15 protein-coding genes are annotated in these 16,217 nt (G+C 64.8%); 2 read left to right on the top strand and 13 right to left on the bottom strand.

Going from position 1 to position 16,217, the window contains the following annotated elements; genetic code table 11:
- Positions 1 to 108: 108 nt before the first annotated feature.
- The 7 genes from C5L14_RS17960 to C5L14_RS17930 all read right to left on the bottom strand — a co-directional run bounded on the left by C5L14_RS17960 (position 109) and on the right by C5L14_RS17930 (position 7,593).
- Positions 109 to 474 carry a cupin domain-containing protein gene (locus C5L14_RS17960; RefSeq protein ID WP_105863432.1) on the bottom strand — a complete coding sequence of 122 codons (366 nt, stop codon included), beginning with the start codon at positions 472 to 474 and terminating at the stop codon, positions 109 to 111.
- A 203-nt stretch (positions 475 to 677) separates the two neighbouring features.
- On the bottom strand, positions 678 to 932 hold the full coding sequence (locus C5L14_RS17955; protein WP_105863431.1) for a formate dehydrogenase subunit delta: 255 nt from the start codon (positions 930 to 932) through the stop codon (positions 678 to 680).
- On the bottom strand, positions 922 to 1,824 hold the full coding sequence (locus C5L14_RS17950; protein WP_105863651.1) for a formate dehydrogenase accessory sulfurtransferase FdhD: 903 nt from the start codon (positions 1,822 to 1,824) through the stop codon (positions 922 to 924). The genes C5L14_RS17955 and C5L14_RS17950 overlap by 11 nt, the downstream gene beginning before the upstream one ends.
- A 251-nt stretch (positions 1,825 to 2,075) precedes the next feature.
- Positions 2,076 to 4,907, bottom strand: coding sequence for a formate dehydrogenase subunit alpha (gene fdhF, locus C5L14_RS17945; protein ID WP_105863430.1), 2,832 nt, complete (start codon positions 4,905 to 4,907; stop codon positions 2,076 to 2,078).
- Between the two features lie 18 nt (positions 4,908 to 4,925).
- A complete protein-coding gene (locus tag C5L14_RS17940) occupies positions 4,926 to 6,479 on the bottom strand; it encodes a formate dehydrogenase beta subunit (RefSeq protein WP_105863429.1) in 1,554 nt (517 codons plus the stop codon).
- Positions 6,476 to 6,949, bottom strand: coding sequence for a formate dehydrogenase subunit gamma (locus C5L14_RS17935; protein WP_105863428.1), 474 nt, complete (start codon positions 6,947 to 6,949; stop codon positions 6,476 to 6,478). Before C5L14_RS17935 ends, C5L14_RS17940 begins: the two co-directional genes overlap by 4 nt.
- Positions 6,950 to 7,131: 182 nt before the next feature.
- The gene (locus C5L14_RS17930) at positions 7,132 to 7,593 is read right to left on the bottom strand and encodes a hypothetical protein (RefSeq protein WP_105863427.1); all 462 of its coding nucleotides are present in this window, start codon (positions 7,591 to 7,593) and stop codon (positions 7,132 to 7,134) included.
- Positions 7,594 to 8,256: 663 nt separating this feature from the next.
- On the opposite strand from C5L14_RS17930, the gene C5L14_RS17925 reads away from it, so the two are divergent.
- Positions 8,257 to 9,297, top strand: coding sequence for a carbohydrate kinase family protein (locus C5L14_RS17925; protein ID WP_105863426.1), 1,041 nt, complete (start codon positions 8,257 to 8,259; stop codon positions 9,295 to 9,297).
- A 3-nt stretch (positions 9,298 to 9,300) separates the two neighbouring features.
- On the opposite strand, the gene C5L14_RS17920 is transcribed toward C5L14_RS17925, so the two are convergent.
- Complete coding sequence (locus C5L14_RS17920) at positions 9,301 to 9,840, bottom strand: DUF2569 domain-containing protein (protein WP_105863425.1); 540 nt, start codon at positions 9,838 to 9,840, stop codon at positions 9,301 to 9,303.
- On the opposite strand from C5L14_RS17920, the gene C5L14_RS30390 reads away from it, so the two are divergent.
- Positions 9,832 to 10,002: a hypothetical protein gene (locus tag C5L14_RS30390; protein ID WP_181161224.1), complete on the top strand. Its 171-nt coding sequence runs from the start codon at positions 9,832 to 9,834 to the stop codon at positions 10,000 to 10,002. The two genes, C5L14_RS17920 and C5L14_RS30390, sit on opposite strands and share 9 nt — an antisense overlap.
- Positions 10,003 to 10,011: 9 nt before the next feature.
- On the opposite strand, the gene C5L14_RS17915 is transcribed toward C5L14_RS30390, so the two are convergent.
- From C5L14_RS17915 to C5L14_RS17895, 5 genes are all read right to left on the bottom strand, one after another.
- Positions 10,012 to 11,196 (bottom strand): ABC transporter ATP-binding protein, encoded by a 1,185-nt coding sequence (locus tag C5L14_RS17915; RefSeq protein WP_105863424.1) that lies wholly within the window; start codon positions 11,194 to 11,196, stop codon positions 10,012 to 10,014.
- A gap of 214 nt (positions 11,197 to 11,410) precedes the next feature.
- The gene (locus tag C5L14_RS17910) at positions 11,411 to 12,451 is read right to left on the bottom strand and encodes a Gfo/Idh/MocA family protein (protein WP_105863423.1); all 1,041 of its coding nucleotides are present in this window, start codon (positions 12,449 to 12,451) and stop codon (positions 11,411 to 11,413) included.
- A 6-nt stretch (positions 12,452 to 12,457) separates the two neighbouring features.
- Positions 12,458 to 13,291: a carbohydrate ABC transporter permease gene (locus C5L14_RS17905; RefSeq protein WP_105863422.1), complete on the bottom strand. Its 834-nt coding sequence runs from the start codon at positions 13,289 to 13,291 to the stop codon at positions 12,458 to 12,460.
- Positions 13,292 to 13,303: 12 nt separating this feature from the next.
- Positions 13,304 to 14,221: a carbohydrate ABC transporter permease gene (locus C5L14_RS17900; protein WP_105863421.1), complete on the bottom strand. Its 918-nt coding sequence runs from the start codon at positions 14,219 to 14,221 to the stop codon at positions 13,304 to 13,306.
- A gap of 233 nt (positions 14,222 to 14,454) precedes the next feature.
- Positions 14,455 to 15,891, bottom strand: a complete 1,437-nt coding sequence (locus C5L14_RS17895; RefSeq protein WP_105863420.1) for an extracellular solute-binding protein — start codon at positions 15,889 to 15,891, stop codon at positions 14,455 to 14,457.
- Positions 15,892 to 16,217 lie beyond the last annotated feature (326 nt).

The following is a 16,217-nucleotide window of genomic DNA, read 5'->3' as shown; positions in this document are numbered from 1 at the left end:
CAAGATGGAAGGGGCGGAGCAAGGCGAAACGCGATTTTTTGGCGTTTTCCGGCCCGGAATCCTGCAAGAAAACCCGATGGGCGCAGCTGACGGGCGAGCGAGAGCCGATTATTCCGCCATCGCCTGCTGGAGCACGCTCGGAGCGCCCGTGCGATAGTCCTCGCGCAGGGGATGGAAGACGTCCATCGTCCGGCACTCCGTCAGGGCCCGGCCGGAATGCGCGGTGTTTGGCGGCACCACGGCGACCATGCCCGGCTTGAGCACGGTGGTTAAGCCGTTCACGGTGACTTCCAATTCGCCTTCGAACTGATGCACCACCTGTTCATGCGGATGGGAATGCAGCGGCAGCGCGGCCCCGGCCTCGATCCGCCAGAGCACGAAGGTCATCGCGCCCGAATGGATGAAACGGCCGTGGAAGCCGGGAATGACCGTGCGCGGTTCTATCTTGTCCCAGTCGAAGAGGGTGTCGGGCATGGAAATCCCCGGGGATGCCTGCGGTCCAGGTAGTCGCTCATCCCCAGGTCATTCCGGGCGCGCGACCATGAAATGCCGTGATGCAGACCCGGAACCATTTTGAAAATGAGCTTTTCTCGTCTTGCGGTCCCGGGTCTGCGACGCGGTACTCCGTACCGCATCGCGTCCGGAATGACCCTGTGAGCAGTGATCGATTCCGGAGTTCACGCCTTTTCGCGCAGGCTTTCCAGGGCCTTCCTGACCAGGGGATCGATGCCCTCGCCGCCGGCGTCCAGATGCGCGAAGATCCGGTTGCGCATGCGCGGTTCCCAGAATTTGCGGATATGGTCGGCAATGCCGGGGATCCGTACGTCCTCGCGCTGGGAGGCGAAGAACAGGCCGATCTGATTGGCCATCCTCACCAGTTTGGCGACCGGGTCGTGTGCATGGCCCTCATGCACGGATTCATCAGGCGACATGGGCGAGTTTCTCCGGAACGATGCGATGAGGATGGGTGAAGATCTCGAAGCCGTCGGAACGGGCCACACCGATCAGGGTGATACCTGCTTCGTCGGCGGTGCGGATGGCGAGGGCCGTGGGGGCGGAAACCGCGGCGACGATGGGGGCACCCATCATCGCCGATTTCTGCACCATCTCCACCGAGATCCGGCTGGTGAGGACGACGATGCCCGCAAGTGTTTCCGGCTGCGCGGACGTCTCGTCCGCTCTTGGCTCCGCTGCGCCTGCAGGCTGGGAAGATGCAGACAGGATGTCCGCGCTCCGATGACGAGCCAGGGCTCCCGCCAGCTTGTCGAGCGCATTGTGCCGGCCGACATCCTCGCGCAGGGCGACCAGGCCGTCCGCCTTGGTCCAGAAGGCGGCAGCGTGCACGGCACGTGTCTGGTGGTTCAGCGTCTGGGCGGGCGCGAGCGAGGCGAGGGCGGCTTCGATGTCGGCCGGGGACAGTTTGAGATCACCGATGACCGGTTGCGGTTTGCGCACCGCCTCGGTCAGGCTGTCGATGCCGCACAGGCCGCAGCCCGTGGGACCGGCCAGCATGCGCCGGCGGGCGGCGAGCGCGGCGCCGCGATCGCCCCTCAGCCATAGGCGCAATTCGACGCCTTCCTCGTAATCGACGCGTTCGAATTCGGTGACGTCGTCGAGCGAGGCGACGATGCCTTCGGTAAGAGAGAAGCCGTAGGCGAAATCCTCGAGGTCGACGGGGCTGGCCATCATCACGGCATGGGAGCCGCCGTCATAGACCAGGGAGACGGCTGTCTCTTCCGGAATGGTGCGCTCGCCAGGGGTGAGCACGCCATCCCGCCAGGCGAGGCGGGAGATGGTACGGACGGGAGGCGGCTGTCTGGTCATGAAATTTTTTGTGCTCCGTTCCTCAAAAGCGAGCGTCGCGTTGCCCTTCACCCTTACCCTCTCCCCGTAAACGGGGCGAGGGGGCGCAAGCGTTGCGATTGGTCCTCCGAACTTTCATCTCGCCCTGCTGTTGGGCGAGATGAGAGGTTTTCGGCATGAAACTCGACATTTGAGTCCCCTCGCCCCGTTTACGGGGAGAGGATAGAGGTGAGGGGCAGCGCGATCTTCGCAGACCAAGCTGCCGCAAAACCTCACTCCGCCGCGATGCGGCGCGAATTCATCGCCATCGTCGCATATTCGTTCTGCCATTCGGTCGGGCCGTTGGACGGCATGACCTGGACCGCCGTCACCTTGTATTCCGGGCAATTGGTTGCCCAATCCGAATAGTCGGTGGTGATGACGTTGGCCTGCGTGGAGGGATGGTGGAAGGTGGTGTAGACCACGCCCGGCGCCACTCGGTCGGTAATGGTGGCGCGCAGCGAGGTCGAGCCCGAGCGGCTTTCGAGCCGCACCCAGTCGCCCTCGCGCACGCCGCGCTGCTCGGCATCATGGGGGTGGATTTCCAGCACATCCTCTTCGTGCCACAGCGAGTTCTCGGTGCGCCGGGTCTGCGCGCCGACATTGTACTGCGACAGGATGCGGCCGGTGGTGAGCAGCAGCGGGAAGCGCGCGCCGGTGCGCTCGTCGGTCGGGACATATTCGGTGACCATGAAGCGGCCCTTGCCGCGCACGAAATGGTCGATATGCATGATCGGCGTGCCCTCGGGCGCCTTGTCGTTGCAAGGCCACTGCACCGAGCCGTCGCGTTCCAGCTTCTCGTAGGAGACGCCGGCGAAGGAGGGCGTGAGGCGGGCGATCTCGTCCATGATCTGCGAGGGATGTTCGTAGGGCATGGGGAAGCCCATGGCTTCGGCGATCAGCAGCGTGATTTCCCAGTCGGCATAGCCGGCCTTGGGCGACATCACCTTGCGCACGCGCTGGATGCGGCGCTCGGCATTGGTGAAGGTGCCGTCCTTCTCCAGGAAGGAGGAACCGGGCAGGAAGACATGGGCGTAGTTGGCGGTCTCGTTCAGGAAGAGGTCCTGCACGACGACGCATTCCATCGCGGCCAGGCCCGCCGTGACATGCTTGGTGTCGGGGTCGGACTGCACGATGTCCTCGCCCTGGACATAGAGGCCGAGGAACGAGCCCTCGACGGCGGCGTCGAGCATGTTGGGAATGCGCAGGCCCGGTTCCTTGTCGAGCTGGACGCCCCACAACTCCTCGAAGGCGTGACGCACCTCGTCGCCGGCGATATGGCGGTAGCCCGGCAGCTCATGCGGGAACGAGCCCATGTCGCAGGAGCCCTGCACATTGTTCTGGCCGCGCAGCGGGTTCACGCCGACGCCGCGCCGGCCAATATTGCCGGTGGCCATGGCAAGGTTGGCGATCGCCATCACCGTGGTCGAGCCCTGGCTGTGCTCGGTGACGCCGAGGCCGTAATAGATCGCGCCATTGCCGCCGGTGGCATAGAGGCGGGCGGCGCCGCGCACCAGCTCGGCCGGCACGCCGGTATATTGCTCCACCGCTTCCGGCGAGTGCCTGGGATCGGCAACGAAGGCTGCCCAGTTCTGGAACTCGTCCCAGTCGCAGCGCTCGCGTACATAATCCTCGGCGACCAGGCCCTCGGTGACGATGACATGGGCCATGGCCGTCAGAATGGCGACATTGGTGCCCGGCAGCAGCGGCAGATGGTAGTCGGCCTCGACATGCGGCGTGCGCACGATGTCGGTCTTGCGCGGATCGATGACGATCAGGCGGGCGCCCTCGCGCAGGCGCTTCTTCATGCGCGAGCCGAAGACGGGGTGGCCGTCCGTCGGATTGGCGCCGATGACGACGATGACGTCGCTGTCCTCGACCGAGTCGAAGTCCTGCGTGCCGGCGGAGGTGCCGAAGGTCTGGCCGAGGCCATAGCCCGTCGGCGAATGGCAGACGCGGGCACAGGTATCGACATTGTTGTTGCCGAAGCCGCCGCGGATCAGCTTCTGGACGAGATAGGTCTCCTCATTGGTGCAGCGCGAGGAGGTGATGCCGCCGATCGAAGCCTTGCCGTGCTTGGCCTGGATGCGCTTGAACTCGGAAGCGGTATAGGCGATCGCCTCTTCCCAGCTCACTTCCTTCCAGGGATCGGTGATCTTGGAGCGGATCATCGGCTTGAGGATGCGCTCCTTGTGGGTGGCGTAACCCCAGGCGAAGCGGCCCTTGACGCAGCTATGGCCGCGATTGGCCTTGCCGTCCTTGTAGGGCACCATGCGCACGACTTCCTCGCCGCGCATCTCGGCCTTGAAGGCGCAGCCGACGCCGCAATAGGCGCAGGTCGTCACCACCGAATGCTCGGGCTGGCCGATCTCGATCACCTTGTTCTCGGTGAGCGTGGCCGTCGGGCAGGCCTGGACGCAGGCGCCGCAGGAGACGCATTCGGAATCGAAAAAGGCCTCGTTCATGCCCGGCGACACCCGGCTTTCGAAGCCTCGGCCGGAGATCGTCAGCGCGAAGGTGCCCTGCACTTCCTCGCAGGCGCGCACGCAGCGCGAGCAGACGATGCATTTGGAGGTATCGAAGGTGAAGTAGGGGTTGGACGTATCCTTGTCGAGACCGAGATGATTGTCGCCCTCATAGCCGTAGCGTACCTCGCGCAGGCCCACGGCACCCGCCATGTCCTGCAATTCGCAATCGCCATTGGCGGCGCAGGTCAGGCAGTCGAGCGGGTGGTCGGAGATGTAGAGCTCCATCACGCCCTTGCGGATCTCGGCGAGGCGCGGGGTCTGAGTCTTCACCTTGATGCCCGGTGCCACCGGCGTGGTGCAGGAGGCGGGCGTGCCGTTGCGGCCCTCGATCTCCACCAGACACATGCGGCAGGAGCCCCAGGCGTCCATCATGTCGGTGGCGCAGAGCTTGGGGATCTGCGTCCCCATCTCCATGGCGGCGCGCATGATCGAGGTGCCTTCGGGCACGGTGATTTCCTGGCCGTCGATGGTCAGCGTGACCATTGTCTCCGACTTGGAGAGCGGCGTGCCGTAGTCGACTTCGTGGACGAGGGACATTGACTGTCTCCTTGGCGATTATTCGGCGGCGATGCGCTGAGGCGTGCCGTGGAAATCTTCGGGGAAATGGCGGATGGCCGAAAGCACGGGATAGGGCGTGAAACCGCCGAGGGCGCAGAGCGAGCCGAACTTCATGGTCTGGCACAGGTCCTCGACGATCGCGATGTTGCGCGTCACGTCCTTGCCGGCGATGATCTTCTCGATGGTTTCCTTGCCCCTGATCGCGCCGATGCGGCAGGGTGTGCACTTGCCGCAGCTTTCGATGGCGCAGAATTCCATGGCGAAGCGGGCCTGGCGGCGCATGTCGACGGTATCGTCGAACACCACGATGCCGCCATGGCCGATCAGGCCGTCCTTGGCCGCGAAGGCCTCGTAGTCGAAGGGCGTGTCGAAGAGTTCGCGCGGGAAATAGGCGCCCAGGGGCCCGCCGACCTGGACGGCGCGCACCGGCCGGCCGGTGAAGCAGCCGCCGCCGATGTCGTCGACCAGTTCGCCCAACGTGATGCCGAAGGCGGTTTCGAACAGGCCGCCATAATTGAGATTGCCGGCGAGCTGGATCGGCATGGTGCCGCGCGAACGGCCCATGCCGAAATCGCGGTAGTGCTCGGCGCCCTGCGCCAGGATGATCGGCACGGTGGCGAGGGAGAGCACGTTGTTGATCACGGTCGGCTTGCCGAACAGGCCCTTATGGGCCGGCAGTGGCGGCTTGGCGCGCACGGTGCCGCGCTTGCCTTCCAGGCTCTCGAGCAAGGATGTTTCCTCGCCGCAGACATAGGCGCCGGCGCCGGTGCGGGTTTCCATGTCGAAATCATGGGCCGAGCCGAGAATGCCCTTGCCGAGCACATTGGCGCGGCGGGCCTTGTCGATGGCCGCTTTCATCGCCGCGATGGCATGGGGATATTCGGAGCGGATATAGACATAGCCTTTGGTCGCGCCGGTGGCGAGGCCGGCAATGGCCATGCCCTCGATCAGACAGAAGGGGTCGCCTTCCATCAGCATGCGGTCGGCGAAGGTGCCGCTGTCGCCCTCGTCGGCGTTGCAGACGATGTATTTCTGGGGACCGGCGGCATCGGCGACCGTCTTCCACTTGATGCCGGTCGGAAAGCCCGCGCCGCCGCGGCCGCGCAGGCCGGATTTGGTGACCTCGTCCACGATGGCGACAGGGCCGATGGCGATGGCCTTTTCCAGGCCCTGGAGGCCGCCATGAGCCTTGTAGTCGTCGAGATCGCGCGGATCGACGATTCCGACGCGCGCGAAGGTCAGGCGGGTCTGCCGCTTGAGGAAAGGCTGTTCCTCGGGCTTGCCGACGCGCAATTTATGGGCGCCGTCGCCGGCGAAGGCGGCGATCAGGCTGTCGGCGTCCTCCGGCTCGGCCGGCCCGTAGCCGATGCGGCCTTCGGGAGTGACCAGTTCCACCAGCGGATCGAGCCAGGCCATGCCCCGCGAGCCGTTGCGGATGATTTCGATGTCGAGCTTGCGGGCGATCGCGGCGACCTTGAGGGCTGCGGCGAGTTCGTCGGCGCCACAGGCGACGGCGGCGGCATCGCGTGGAACGTAGATGCGCATGGTCATCGTACGACCTCTTCAAGAGCCTTGTCCAGGCGCTTGGCATCGAGCCTGGCCACCAGGCGGCCGTCGATCATCGCGGCGGGCGAGATGGAGCACAGGCCGAGGCAATAGACCGGCTCGAGTGTAACGCGTCCATCCGGCGTCGTTTCGCCGAACTCGATGCCGAGCTTCTCGACGAGGTGATCCGCCAAGGCCTCGCAGCCGGCGGATTGGCAGGCCTCGGCCCGGCAGAGCTTGATGACATGCTCACCGGCCGGTTCCCTGCGGAAATCATGGTAAAACGTCACCACGCCATGGACCTCGGCGCGGGAGAGATTGAGCGCTTCGGCCACCATCGGCACGGCCGGCTCGGGGACATAGCCGAAGGTTTCCACAAAGGAGTGGAGGATCGGCAGAAGCGGGCCTTCCAACGTCTGGCCTGCCGCGATGAGTTCAGCCGCGCGTGCGGTATTCCAATCTTCGTGGGCTGGCATGCCACTCTCTTTCGACTAGTTCCAGAGAGGAAGAATGTGCCCTCGTTCCAAGGCGATCAAGCATCAATTTTCGTCGAACGATAGAGATTTTCTATTAAACTCCGCAGTCACGAGAGACACTGCAAGACGGTTCGATCCGGGACCGTTCCATGGAGGCGGACGATCCCGGATCGCAAGAGGCCTCAATAACGGTAGCAGATGCGTTGACGGCGGATACGCCAGCCATAATCGGTCAAGACCCGCACCCGCCGCCAGCGGCAGGCCGGCGCGTAATCGTAATAACCGTCGTCATAATAGCCGCCATAGCCCCCATAGAGGCCCGGCGTCAGCAGAAGGGGGGCGAGCGCCAGACCGGCACCCCAGCCCCAGCCATCGTCACGCCAGCGCCGGCCGTAGCCGCCGCCATACCAGCGGCGGTGGCCCCAGCCACCGCCCCAACGACGGCCGCTCCAGCCGTCGCCGCGCCAGCGCGATCCGCCCCAACCGCCGCCGCCCCAGTGACGGCCCCCGCCGCCCCAGTTGCCGCCGCCGTGGTGAGGAAAGAAATAGCCGTTGCTGCGCGCTTCGGCCGGACCGTTCCCCGTCATGGTCGCGGCGCCCAGGGTCAAGGCCGCCACGGCGGCCACCAGCAATTTACGAAACATGGAACACTCCTCGGAGAGGTCGTTCCGGCCTTAATCGCACCAGGGCCGGCGAGTAGCCTCTCCACCTGGAAATTACTTTAAGTTAATCATTAAGCCAGAGCAGATGAACTCTCGCTATCAACACCGTTCATGTGGTGTTCATCTTGACGGGTAAGCCCGCCTAAGATCTTGAGATCATAGCCCAAAACAGGGCGCTTGTCATGACGAGACGAGCAGACGGCAGGCGGAATGATATCAATGGTCGCGACGTTTGACTCACGGGTCATTGCGAGCGTAGCGAAGCAATCCAGGGCTCGTAGACGCGGTGCCATAGCTCCTGGATTGCTTCGCTACGCTCGCAACGACGGTGCTCGGTCAAGCATCAATACCGTGGGCATGACTCCAGGACCGGCCCTCACACAACAGCTTCTGCGGGCAGTGGAGAAGCCGCCAATTACCTTCGCCCCTGAAGTCGCCGCAAGTATTCGCGCTGCGATACTACCGCCGGTTGCGACGCGGCTGACCACCTCGCCGCCGCAGGCGGCAGGGCGCTGTCGGCCGCGGCAATCGCGCCATTGCAAATGGCGGCGATTGATTGTTTCTTTTCGCTACAAATAAACTCCAGGCAGCAGTGAGTCGCGAAGCGTCTCGCTGTCGGCCGGACATTTCGAACAGGTAGAGGAAATGCAGGGTGAGCGTCCATCCTCGGCGCGTTCCGGTATCGTCACGGCCGGAACCTGGTGCGTCGACGGCAACAAGCTGGTGGAGTATTGGCCGGGCGAGGACGGCCTTGCCGAGATCCTGAACGAGGAAGCGCGTGGCGGCGGATCGGGCTGCAACCTCGCCATCGATATCAAGCGCCTCGATCCGGACATCTGGGTGGAGACGCAGGGCCTGATCGGCGAGGACGAGGACGGGCGCCTGCTCCATGCCGAGGCCGACCGCTATGGCATCGACCGCCGCCGCCTGGTGATGACGCGGGAAGCCCGCACCTTGCACACCGACGCCTATACCTCCCAGCGCAGCGGCCGCCGCACCCATATCTTCAATCCCGGCGCCGCCTCGCTGATGACGCCGGACCATTTCGATTTCACCGACACGAAAGGGCGCATCCTCCATCTCGGCCTGCCCGGCGTGCACAAGAAGATGGACGCCCCCTGGAACGGCGACGCCAATGGCTGGCTGACCGTGCTGCGCATGGCGAGGCAGGCCGGCCTGATCACCAATCTGGAACTGGCCACCGCTTCGCCGGCGCGCCTGCGCGAACTGGTTCGCCCGCTGCTGCCCCATCTCGATCTGCTCATCGTCAATGACAGCGAGATGGGCGCGATCGGCGAGGAGGAGACGGTGCGGGACGACCGCACCGTGGTCGAGGCCTGTATCAGGGCGGCGCGCAAGGTCCTGGAGGCCGGCAGCTGCCAGGTGGTGGCGGCGCATTTTCCGACCGGGGCCGTCGCCGTGACCCGGGATGGCGACATCGTCACGCAGCCATCCATCCGCGTGCCCAAGTCGGTGATCGCAGGTGCCAACGGGGCGGGCGATGCGTTTGCCGCCGGTTTTCTCTACGGGTTCCACGAGGGCTGGGAACTCCGGCGCTGCCTGGCGCTCGCCCATGCCGCGGCGGCGGCATCGCTGCGCTCGGTGACGACCTGCGATGCCGTGGCTCCCTGGCGCGAATGCCTCGCCCTCGCCGACGAATGGGGCTGGAACGACGGGATCGGCTAAGGGTCAGAAAATCTCGCCGATCCTGCGGTCGACGGCGGCCTCCCGCGTGCGGAAGGTGTTGGCGACGCGGCGCGAGCGATGGAAATAGGGGATCCAGATCGCGGCCGCGACGATGACCTTGGTGAGTTCCCCCCAATTCTTCGGATCGGTCGATCCTCCGGTGAGAGCCACGACGCGATAATCGACCAATATCTCCACCACGGTGGCGGCGATGACGAGGATATAGAAAATAGTCATCAGCCACGGCACGCGCGGCGAATGCGTGAAGATAGAAAACAAGCAGGCGAGAGCGACGCCGATTGTGATCAGTGCGAAGCCGGACGATGCCGCTACGGGCAACCGCAGGGCAATGGCCGTGTCATTCGTGCCGGCGACAATCGCCTTGATGCCTTCCCATTCCTCGACCACGCCATAGAGGTTGTAGACGGTCAGCCCGACCGTCAGGATGAGGCCGATGATCGGCAGGATCATCCAGCCGCCGATGCCGCGCGGCCCATCCTGCACCTGCCTCGTCGCCGTCATGGTCTCGCTTGAATGGGCCATGTCATCCCCCTGCTGCCGCCAGGGATCATAATCGAACGGCTTGCTTCATTTGTGCAACTCCACACGATCCGCGTCCTTGCGATCTTGCACGCCGGCCGGACCGCAGCATTCGGCTTCCTGCGGCTGGTGGCGGCAGCCGAGCTGGCTTTCGAAGACGCCTGAGCCGGGCTCCTATCTCAGGGCAAGGCCGGTGTCGGGCGCGAAGAAGCGGGCCTGGCCCATGTCGACGCCGATCTCGATATGGTCGCCGCGTTCGGGCAGGCGGGCCGGCTCAACCCGCGCGGTGATGCGGTTGGCCGCGCCGGCGCCCGCTTCCGATCCGGTCGCGAGCCGCCCGGTCCCGGCCACCGCCGACGCGGCGGGCAGGTCGAAGAAGACATAGGCATCCGCCCCCGTCATCTCGGTGAGCAGCACCTCGCAGGACAGGCCTTCCCCGGCCGGAACCGGCAGGCGGAAACTCTCGGGCCGCAGGCCGAGAATGACGTCGCGCCCCTTGAAGGCGGCGAGACCGGCATTGGCCTGAAGCAACCCAGCCGGGAGAGGCAGGCGCAGCGCGGTGCCGGCGATCGCCGCGAAGGCGGCGCCGGCCTCCTCGCCGAGGCGCACACTGAGGAAGTTCATGGCCGGCGAGCCGATGAAACCGGCGACGAACAGATTGACCGGATTCTCATAGAGTTCGCGCGGCGGGGCGCATTGCTGAAGATTGCTCTCGCCCTCCTTCGTCACCGGGCGCAGCACGGCGACGCGGTCGCCCATGGTCATCGCCTCCACCTGGTCATGCGTGACATAAAGCGTGGTGACGCCGAGCTGGGCGTTCAGCAGCTTCAATTCGGCCCGCATCTGCACGCGCAGCTTGGCGTCGAGATTGGAGAGCGGTTCGTCCATCAGGAAGCATTGCGGGTCGCGCACGATGGCCCGGCCCATGGCGACGCGCTGGCGCTGGCCGCCGGACAGGGCCCCGGGCTTGCGCTTGAGCAGATGGGAGAGGTCGAGGATGCGGGCGGCCTTTTCCACCTTTTCCCTGATCACTGCCGGCGGCACTTTGCGCTGGCCGAGGCCGAACGCCATGTTCTCATAGACGTCCATATGCGGGTAGAGCGCATAGTTCTGGAAGACCATGGCGACATCCCGGTCGCCGGGGTCGGCATTGGTGACGTCGCGCCCGCCGATCAGCACCTGGCCTTGCGACAGGTCCTCCAGACCGGCCGCGCTGCGCAGCAGGGTCGACTTGCCGCATCCCGAAGGGCCGACCAGCACCAGGAATTCGCCGTCCCTGACATCGAGATCGACATTGGCGAGCGCCAGCGTGCCATCCGGGAAGCGTTTACCGACGGATTTGAAGGAGAGAGTTGCCATCAAGCACCTGCCTTTGGGGTGGACGCGACCTCCACCCTTCCCTTGAGGTATCGGCACTTCCTCTTGGAAGTGCCTGGGGTCGACGCGAAGCGTCGGTGTGGGGTGTTTGCGCGACTGAGCTGCATCGATCTCGATCTCATTGATTGCCAAGGTGGCGGTTCTCACCCCACCCCGGCCCTTTGGGCCGCCCCTCCCCCTCGAGGGGAGGTATCGGTCAGGCTTTCGCCAGCGTCACCGCCTTGCCGCTGGCGGCGGCCTGCTCGATGGCCGCGAGCACGCGCGTGACCTTGAGGCCATCGGTGGCATCGGCCAGCACGGCGGTGCCGGTGGTGACAGCATCGACGAAGCGGGCGATGGCCTCCATCACGAAGCCGCCGATGCGACCGCCGGCGGCAGGCGTCACCCCGAGCAGGTCGGCGGTCTTGAGACCGGCGCCGGCATATTTGCGGAAGGCGCCGTTCTGGGCTGTGTCGAGCTGCAGCGAGCCCTTTTCGCCGACGATCTCGGCCCTGAAGTCGAAGACCAGCGGCAGGTCACGCGGCAGCACCCAGCTGTTCTCCAGCGTAGCGACGGCGCCATTGTCGAATTCGAGCAGCGAGATATGGACATCGGCGGTGTCGACGCCCTGGGCTGCGAGATGGCCGCGGCGCGCCATTGCCTGCACCTTGACGACATCGGCATCCAGCATGAAGCAGAGCGCATCGACCGCATGGCTGCCCAGGAACCACAAGGCAGAGGAGCGGCTGGCCCAGGACAAGAGCTCGAAGGGCACGAAGACGGTGTTGGAGAGCCGGGCCGAGGCATGCAGCGGCTTACCGATCTCGCCTTGGGCGATCGTCTCCCTAGCGGTGTGGACGGCCGGATTGACGCGGTTGTGGAAGTCCACCATCACCTTGACCCCGCTTCTGGCGGCGGCTTCGGCGATGGTCTCGGCTTCGGCGAGCGTGGTCGCCAGCGGCTTTTCGCTCATGACATGCTTGCCGGCCTCGATGGCCGCCAGCACGATTTCGGCATGGGCGAAGTCGGGCGTTGCCACCGTCACCGCCTCGACATCGGGATCGGCGATGAGGGCGCGGAAGTCCTGATAGACCTTCTTGGCTCCGAACTGGCGCTGCATCTCTGCGGCCCGTTCCGGATTGAGATCGCACACCGCTGCAAGCTCGGCGCCGGGAATGGCATTCAGCGTCTTGCAGTGGAAGGAGCCCCACAGGCCGGCGCCGACGACACCGAAACGGGCGGATTTGAGGGTAGACATCAACAATTATCCTTTGACAGAACCGAAGGTGAGGCCGCGCACGACATAGCGGTCGAGCGCGAGGAAGATGATCATCGGCGGCAGCATGGCGGCCAGCGCCGCGGCGCCGATGAAGCCCCAGGTCACGCCGGCCGTGCCGAAATATTGCAGCGTGCCGACCGGCAGGGTCGCCGTCGCCCGGTTGGCCAGCACCAGGGGAAAGGCGGCGTTGTTCCAGGCGAAGACGAAGGCGAACATCGAGGTGACGATGATGCCGGGGCGCACCAGAGGCAGCACGATCTTGAGCACGATGGCTGGCGTCTTGGCGCCGTCGACGCGCGCCGCTTCCTCGATCTCCACCGGCACCTCGTCGATGAAGCTCTTCATCAGCCAGATCGAGAAGGGGATGGTCAGCGTCTGCATGATCAGGATCATGGAGAAATAGCTGCCTTTCAGGCCCACCGAGCTCGCCAGGATCGAATAAGGGATCAGGAACGCCACCGGCGGGGCCATCAAGAGGCCGAGATACCAGAGCATGATGTTCTTGCGGCCGCGGATGCGGAAGCGTGACAGGGCGTAGGCCGCCGGCAGCGAGAAGGGCAGGTTCAGGAGCACGGCGCCGACGGCGACGATCAGGCTGTTGACGAGCTGGGGCAGGTTGTTGCCCGGATTGCCGAAGGTGTAGTGCAGCGAGGTCCAGTCCGGCTTGAAGGCCAGCACCGGCGGCATGGTGAAGAAGGTGTCGGAGGGGCGGATCGCCAACAAAGCGAACCACAGGATCGGACCGATGAAGAAGGCGAGCAGCAGCAAAGTGAGCGCATAGCTTATCGCGGTGCCGGCCAGTTTCTTGCCCTTGCGCATGGTCGGCTCCTCCTAGTCCAGGTCTTTGAAGGCGAAGAAGACGAACAGGCCGATGATGGCGTTGACGATGACAACCATCATCCAGGTCATGGCGCTGGAGAGCCCGATGTTGAAGTCGACGAGGCCCTGCTGATAGAGGCTGTAGCCGAGCGTTCGGGTGGAGGATCCCGGCCCGCCCTTGGTCAACACCAGCACGAGGTCGAAGGTGTTGAACAGCTGCATGAAGCGCAGCATCACCACGATCAGCGCCGTCTTGCGGATCAGCGGCAGCTTGATGCGTACCAGCATCGCCCAGGGCGAGGTCTTGTCGAGGCGCGCGGCCTCGATGATGTCGGGCGGCACCGAAAGCAGGCCGGCATAGAGCACGATGGCGAAGAACGGCGTCCACTGCCAGATGTCGGCGAACAGGATGGCCCAGAGCGCGGTGCTGCCGGAGCCGAGCAGGCCCTGCGCCGGCAGCGGGATGCCGGCCGAGGACAGCATCCAGGGGATCAGGCCGCCATTGGGATCGTACATGTAGCGGAAGAGGAAGCCGACCACGATCGGGGCGATGGTGGTCGGCATGATCAGCAAGGCGCGGGCGAGATTGAGCCCGGGCAGCTTCTTCACCAGCAGGAGCGCGATGGCCAGGCCCAGGCAGAACTCGATGGCGGTGCCCACCAAGGTGAGCAGCAGGGTGTTCTTGAGGGCGCCCAGGAAGAAGGAATTGGAGAACGCCATCTCGTAATTGCCGCCGCCGATATAGCCCATCGGCACCGGGCTCATCTGCAGGTTCCAGAAATAGAAGCTGTTCTTGAGCGCGAAGAGCAGCGGGAAGGCGATCAGGGCCAGCAGCAGGATGATCGAGGGGCTGATCAGGAGATAGGGCAGAAAGGCCGGCACCCGGCGCTTCGGCCGGGCCGGGATGGCTGATGTTTCGGCGATGGTCATGGCATTGCCCTCGCTGGTATCGCTAATTTTCAAGCGCCGCGCAGCCCCTCACCCTTACCCTCTCCCCGTAAGAACGGGGCGAGGGAGTGGCAGTCGTCGCGCGAGGCGACAACCGTGCCGCTTTGCAAGTGCGAGGGGTGAGGGGCAGCACAAAGCTGTCCGAAGACCACGGCCCCCCATCATGAAAACGGCACGGCCCGCGCGGTGGGAGACCCGGCGGGCCGTGCCCACTCTCACGCGAGCGAGGCGATCAGGGCCTTGGTCGCGTCGAGCGTGTCGTCATAGGTGGGCTGCTTGTAGGGAATGAGGAAATTGCCGGTCAGGATGTTGGAGAAGAAGGACACGGTGTCCTTCAACGCGGCATCCGGCGCGGTGTCGCCCGACAGCACCTTGTTGAGGTTGAGGCCGTAAATGCCTTCGAGCGTGGTGTAGACGGGGCAGGGCGGGCGCACGATCTTGCCGTTGCCGCGCTTGAGATCGGCGATCTGGGCGGGCAGATAGGGATAGATCTTCAGCAGATCGGCATCCTCGTAGAGCGAGGGGCGGGCGAAGTCGGAGAACTGGTGGCCATATTTGGTGTAGAGCGCCATGGCCTTCTGCGTCTTGGCCGAGGTTGCCCATTTGATGAACTTCCAGGCCCCATCCTTGTTGGCGGTATTGGAGGGGATGCCGAGGCTGTGGCCGCCGATCGAGACCACCTGGTCCTTGCCGGGCGAGCGGGGCAGGCGGGTGATGCCGAGCTTGTCGGCCACTACCGAATCCTTGCCGGACATGTAGCCGTCCTTGCGGCAGAGATAGGAATAGGGCGTCCACCAGTAGAACATACCGACATCGCCCTTCGCGAAACGCATACCGGCATCGAACCAGTTGTAGCCGATCGCCTCGGGCGGGGAGTTCTTGTAGAGCTCGAGGAAGAGCTTGAGAGCCTCGACATTCTCCGGCGTGTTGATGGTGGGGGTGAAATCCCACTGGCCGGTGGGGAACTGCTTGAACCAGCGCACGCCGGAGCTGGCGGCCAGTTGGGTGTACATGTGCACGATGGGCGCGGGCTGCTGGCCGGCGAGCACGGTGCCCGCCATCTTCTTGCCGTCGAATTCCTTGCCGTTGAGCTTCTTGACGATGTCGAGATAGTCGCTCCAGCTCCAGGAGCCGTCCTCGGGGATCTTCACGCCGGCGGCGTCGACGAAGTCCTTGCGGTAGAGCACGCACTGGCCATAGGTCGCCACCGGCAGCGTGCCGACCTGCCCGCGCCAGGTGTTCATGGAGTAGAGGACCTCCGGGACGAAGTCCTTGATGTCGGTGTCCTTGTCCGCCTTGATGAAGTCGTTGAGCGGCAGGATCCAGCGGCTCTCCAGATATTGGCCGAGCCACATCTGGTCGACGGAGATGACGTCGGCGTCCGGCTGGTTGGAGATGAAGGACGAGGTGAGGCGGGCCTGCAGGGCTTCCAGCGAGATGCTCTCGATCTGCAGCTCGATGCCGGTCTCCTGCTTGAACTGGTCGGCCAGGCCCTGGATGGCATAGTAGAAGGGATCGCCCGCCAGCAGCACGCGCAAGGTCTTGCCCTGCGCGGCGGCCCGCCCGGCATTCAGGCCCAGGGCGGCGGCGCCCGCAAGGGCGGCCGTGCTGCGAAGCAAGGCGCGGCGCGAGATTTCGGGTGTCGTAACCATGCTCGTTCTCTCCTCTGATGTCGGTCTGATGGTGCAGTTCTTGTTGTTATTGTCGTGAGGATCCGAAGCGCGGCGCGGCAGGAGCCGCTCGCCGGCATCGGCCGATTGTCGGGCCTCGAACCAGTTGGAGGTGTCTGGACCGGCACCTCTCTGACGACCGGGTTGTTGAATCTCGCCGGTTTCTCTCTAATATGTTTGATGCTCACACAAACTAACTGTATCGTCAAGGTGAACTGTTATGGTCGGAGTGTCGACCTCCGGCCGACATGTCCATTCGGAGGTCGCACGCCAACCACGCCCACTCGGCGGAAGGCGACGTATTGGAG

The organism is Labrys okinawensis (assembly GCF_002982075.1).
GTDB classification, from domain to species: domain Bacteria; phylum Pseudomonadota; class Alphaproteobacteria; order Rhizobiales; family Labraceae; genus Labrys; species Labrys okinawensis_A.
This window is presented reverse-complemented; position numbering and strand designations above follow the sequence as displayed.

Bases quoted from the DNA above. Each gene is read 5' to 3' on its own strand.
- C5L14_RS17960 (WP_105863432.1), bottom strand. From the start codon at position 474: ATGCCCGACACCCTCTTCGACTGGGACAAGATAGAACCGCGCACGGTC.
- C5L14_RS17955 (WP_105863431.1), bottom strand. From the start codon at position 932: ATGTCGCCTGATGAATCCGTGCATGAGGGCCATGCACACGACCCGGTC.
- C5L14_RS17950 (WP_105863651.1), bottom strand. From the start codon at position 1,824: ATGACCAGACAGCCGCCTCCCGTCCGTACCATCTCCCGCCTCGCCTGG.
- fdhF (WP_105863430.1), bottom strand. From the start codon at position 4,907: ATGTCCCTCGTCCACGAAGTCGACTACGGCACGCCGCTCTCCAAGTCG.
- C5L14_RS17940 (WP_105863429.1), bottom strand. From the start codon at position 6,479: ATGACCATGCGCATCTACGTTCCACGCGATGCCGCCGCCGTCGCCTGT.
- C5L14_RS17935 (WP_105863428.1), bottom strand. From the start codon at position 6,949: ATGCCAGCCCACGAAGATTGGAATACCGCACGCGCGGCTGAACTCATC.
- C5L14_RS17930 (WP_105863427.1), bottom strand. From the start codon at position 7,593: ATGTTTCGTAAATTGCTGGTGGCCGCCGTGGCGGCCTTGACCCTGGGC.
- C5L14_RS17925 (WP_105863426.1), top strand. From the start codon at position 8,257: ATGCAGGGTGAGCGTCCATCCTCGGCGCGTTCCGGTATCGTCACGGCC.
- C5L14_RS30390 (WP_181161224.1), top strand. From the start codon at position 9,832: ATGGGCCATGTCATCCCCCTGCTGCCGCCAGGGATCATAATCGAACGG.
- C5L14_RS17920 (WP_105863425.1), bottom strand. From the start codon at position 9,840: ATGGCCCATTCAAGCGAGACCATGACGGCGACGAGGCAGGTGCAGGAT.
- C5L14_RS17915 (WP_105863424.1), bottom strand. From the start codon at position 11,196: ATGGCAACTCTCTCCTTCAAATCCGTCGGTAAACGCTTCCCGGATGGC.
- C5L14_RS17910 (WP_105863423.1), bottom strand. From the start codon at position 12,451: ATGTCTACCCTCAAATCCGCCCGTTTCGGTGTCGTCGGCGCCGGCCTG.
- C5L14_RS17905 (WP_105863422.1), bottom strand. From the start codon at position 13,291: ATGCGCAAGGGCAAGAAACTGGCCGGCACCGCGATAAGCTATGCGCTC.
- C5L14_RS17900 (WP_105863421.1), bottom strand. From the start codon at position 14,221: ATGACCATCGCCGAAACATCAGCCATCCCGGCCCGGCCGAAGCGCCGG.
- C5L14_RS17895 (WP_105863420.1), bottom strand. From the start codon at position 15,891: ATGGTTACGACACCCGAAATCTCGCGCCGCGCCTTGCTTCGCAGCACG.